The 3,732-nt window shown below is 71.5% G+C and carries 4 protein-coding genes; all 4 read left to right on the top strand.

All coding sequences use genetic code 11. The annotated features are described in order from the left end of the window. The first annotated feature begins 13 nt into the window (after positions 1-13). On the top strand, positions 14-172 hold the full coding sequence (locus GTR02_RS23495; RefSeq protein ID WP_276611119.1) for a substrate-binding domain-containing protein: 159 nt from the start codon (positions 14-16) through the stop codon (positions 170-172). A 229-nt stretch (positions 173-401) separates the two neighbouring features. Then, complete coding sequence (locus tag GTR02_RS20450) at positions 402-1,709, top strand: ABC transporter substrate-binding protein (RefSeq protein WP_166609317.1); 1,308 nt, start codon at positions 402-404, stop codon at positions 1,707-1,709. A gap of 79 nt (positions 1,710-1,788) precedes the next feature. Further along, positions 1,789-2,805, top strand: a complete 1,017-nt coding sequence (locus GTR02_RS20445; protein WP_166609316.1) for a carbohydrate ABC transporter permease — start codon at positions 1,789-1,791, stop codon at positions 2,803-2,805. 26 nt (positions 2,806-2,831) lie between these two features. After that, positions 2,832-3,698, top strand: a complete 867-nt coding sequence (locus GTR02_RS20440) for a carbohydrate ABC transporter permease (protein WP_166609319.1) — start codon at positions 2,832-2,834, stop codon at positions 3,696-3,698. Positions 3,699-3,732: the final 34 nt, after the last annotated feature.

Here is a 3,732-nt window from a genome sequence, read left to right as displayed (position 1 = left end):
CGGCTGCCGCACGCTGGCCGCCGCGGCCACCCCGCCGCTGACCAGCGTGCGGCAGCCGGTGGTCGAGATGGGCCGCGAGCTCGCCCGCATGCTGCTCTCCGTCGTCGACGGGGGTGAGCCGCCGGCTCCCGTCGTGGTCGGCACCGAGATCGTCCGGCGCGCCACCGCCTGACCGCACCCCGCCCTCCCCGCCCCGCCGGACGCGGGGCGCGCCCGCCGCGCGGCGGGACCTGGCCCCCGCGGCCGGAGGACGGTTGACACCCGTGCCGCCCGGAGGCACCCTTGGCTGATCCTGTGAGAGCGCTCTCGCACTGGTCATTCCTGGCGCGAGAGCGCTCTCACACTCTGACCCCCCGATCAACGACGATCCGCCGCGAGGCGGGGCCCCCCGAGGAGAAACCATGCCCAGGAACCGCAGGTCGACCGCCGCCACCGTGGCCGCCGTCGTCAGCACCGCCGTCCTGCTCACCAGCTGCAGCAGCGCCGGCACCGGCACCACCGAGGCGACGAGCGCGGACGGGGGGACCGCCCTCACCGTCAGCCTGTTCGGGACCTTCGGCCTGGACGAGGCCGGCCTGTTCGACGAGTACGAGAAGCTGAACCCCGGCGTCACGATCACCTACCAGTCGACGCAGGGCGAGAACACGTACTGGCCTGCGCTGCAGACGAAGCTGGCCTCGGGCAACGGCGCCGCCGACGTGCAGGGCATCGAGGTCGGGCGCATCGCCGACGTCGTGGCCAACCAGGCGGGCAAGTGGACGGACCTGTCGACCACGGTCGCGGGCGAGCAGGTGCCCAACTACCTCGACTGGAAGAGCGCCGCCGCGACCACGGAGGACGGCGAGGTCCTGGGCGTCGGCACCGACATCGGCCCCATGGGCCTGTGCTACCGCAGCGACCTGCTCGAGCAGGCCGGCCTGCCGTCCGCCCCCGCGGACGTCGCCGCGCAGCTCGGCAGCTGGGACGACTACACGGCGATGGGCGAGAAGTTCAAGGCCGCCGCCCCCGCCGGCACCGCCTGGACGGACTCGGCGGGCGGTCTCTACAACGCCATCGTGTCCACCGAGTCGGAGATCTACTACGACGAGGCGGGCGAGCTCGTCTGGGACAGCAACCCCGCCGTCAAGGACGCGTTCGACACCGCCGCGGCCGCGGCGCAGAGCGGGCTGACCGCCAAGCTCGAGCAGTTCGAGGACCCGGCCTGGGACACCGGGTTCGGCGGCGGCTCGTTCGCCACGATCGCCTGCCCGGCCTGGATGATCGGCTACATCAAGGGCAAGGCCGGGGACGCGGGCGCCGGCAAGTGGAACGTGACGTCGCTGCCGGGCGGCGCGGGCGGCAACTGGGGCGGCGCCTACCTGGGCATCCCCAAGTCGAGCAAGAACCAGGAGGAGGCCGCGAAGCTCGTGAAGTGGCTCACCGACCCGGAGCAGCAGGCCAAGGTGTTCGAGGTCGGCGGCAACTTCCCGTCCAACACGGGCGCGATCGAGCTGGTGACCGGTACGAAGGACACCTACTTCCAGGACGCGCCCATCGGGCAGATCTTCTCCGCGGCCGCCAAGGCCGCCCCGACGCAGGTCCTCGGCGAGGACGACGCGGTCGTCAAGACCGCCCTCGTCCAGGCGCTGCTGTCGGTGGAGACCAACGGGGTCGCCCCGGCCGAGGCCTGGGAGAACGCCGGCTCGACCATCGAGAACCAGGTCGGCTGAGGCGCACCTCACGAGCAGGGCGGCCGGGCCCACGGCCCGGCCGCCCCACCCCCGACGGACCCTCGCGAGGAGAGACGCCATGAGCGCTGCCCGCACGACCGCCCCGCCGGCCCCGGCCGGCCCCACCGCCCGTCAGGCCACCGAGCCGGAGCTCTCGCTGCGCTCGCGGCTGTTCCGCTTCGAGGGCAAGGCGGCGCCCTACGCCTACATCGCCCCGTTCTTCGTCGTCTTCGCGGCGTTCGGGCTGTTCCCGCTCGTCTACACGATGTGGATCAGCTTCCACGAGTACGAGCTCGGCTCGGACATGACGTGGACCGGGCTGGACAACTACACCTGGCTGTTCACCAACGAGAAGTTCTACAACGCGCTGCTGAAGACCATCACCATCGGCGTGCTGTCCACGGTGCCCCAGCTCCTCCTGGCCCTCGGGCTGGCGCACCTGCTCAACTACCGCATGCGGGCGCGCAACATCTTCCGCGTCTCGATGATCATGCCGTACGCGACCTCCGTCGCGGCCTCCACCCTGGTCTTCGCGCAGGTCTTCGGGCGCGACAACGGCCTCGCGAACTGGCTGCTGTCCCTCGTGGGGCTCGACGGGCTGGACTGGCGCAACGGCGACCTCAGCGCCCAGATCGCCATCGCGGTCATCGTGACGTGGCGCTGGACGGGCTACAACGCACTTATCTACCTGGCCGGCATGCAGTCCATCGCCGCGGACCTCTACGAGGCGGCCGCGCTCGACGGCGCCAACCGCTGGCAGCAGTTCCGCCACGTGACGCTGCCGGGGCTGCGCCCGACGATCCTCTTCACCATCGTCGTCTCGACGATCGGCGCGACGCAGCTGTTCGGCGAGCCGCTGCTGTTCGGCGGCGTCGACGGCGGCGCCCTGAACCAGTACCAGACGCTCGGGCTGTTCATGTACCAGCAGGGCTGGGGCTACGGGGCCCTGGGCCGCGCCGCGACGGTCGCGTGGGTGACGTTCGTCCTCATCATCGGGCTCGTGCTGCTGAACACGGGGCTCGCCCGCTGGCGCGACCGGGACCGCGAACCGCGGGCCGGCCGGAACGGGACCACGACGCAGGAGGCACGCCCGTGACCACGACCACCGTCCGCGAAGCCGCCATGGCGGCCCCCACCCCGGGCCGCCCCGCTCGCAGCCGCCGCTACCGGGCGCCCGACGCGGCCGGCTGGCTGACCTACGTGCTGCTGACCCTGACGGCCCTGCTGTTCCTCGTGCCGTTCTACTACATGGTCGTCGCGGCCAGCCGGCCCATGGCGGAGATGAACCAGTCCCCGCCGCCCTTCCTGCCCGGCCCGTACCTCTGGCAGAACATCACGACCGCCGTGCAGCAGCAGGCCATCGGCCTGTCGATCGTGAACTCCCTGATCGTCGCGGGCATCACGACGGCCGCGACCCTGCTGTTCTGCACCCTCGCCGGGTTCGCGTTCGCCAAGCTCCGGTTCCGCGGCAAGGACGCCCTCTTCGCGATCACGCTGGGCACCCTGATGATCCCGCCGACCCTGGGCGTCGTGCCGCTGTACAAGATCATGTCGGACTGGGGCCTGGCGGGGCGCCTGGAGTCGGTCATCCTGCCCTCGCTCGTCACGGCGTTCGGCGTGTTCTTCATGCGCCAGTACCTGGTGCAGACGCTGCCCGACGAACTGCTGGAGGCGGCCCGCGTCGACGGCGCGTCCTCGACCCGGACGTTCGTCAGCATCGTCGCGCCCATCGCCCGCCCCGGGATGGCCGTGCTGGGCATGCTGACCTTCATGACGTCGTGGAACGACTTCTTCTGGCCCGTCATCGCCCTGAACTCCACGAACCCCACCGTCCAGGTCGCCCTGAACAACCTGGGCAGCGGCTACGTCCCGGACACCTCGATCATCATGGCCGGCACCCTCGTGGGCACGCTGCCCGTCATCGTGGTGTTCCTGCTGCTCGGCCGCCAGATCGTCGGCGGCATCATCGCCGGGGCCGTCAAGGGCTGAGCGCCCCTCCCGCCCGGCCACCTCCGTCCTGCCC

The sequence above is a fragment of the Kineococcus siccus genome, from assembly GCF_009906795.1.
In the GTDB taxonomy this organism is placed as follows: domain Bacteria; phylum Actinomycetota; class Actinomycetes; order Actinomycetales; family Kineococcaceae; genus Kineococcus; species Kineococcus siccus.
Note: the sequence above shows the minus strand (reverse complement) of the source record. Positions and strands in the feature narration are given on the sequence as shown.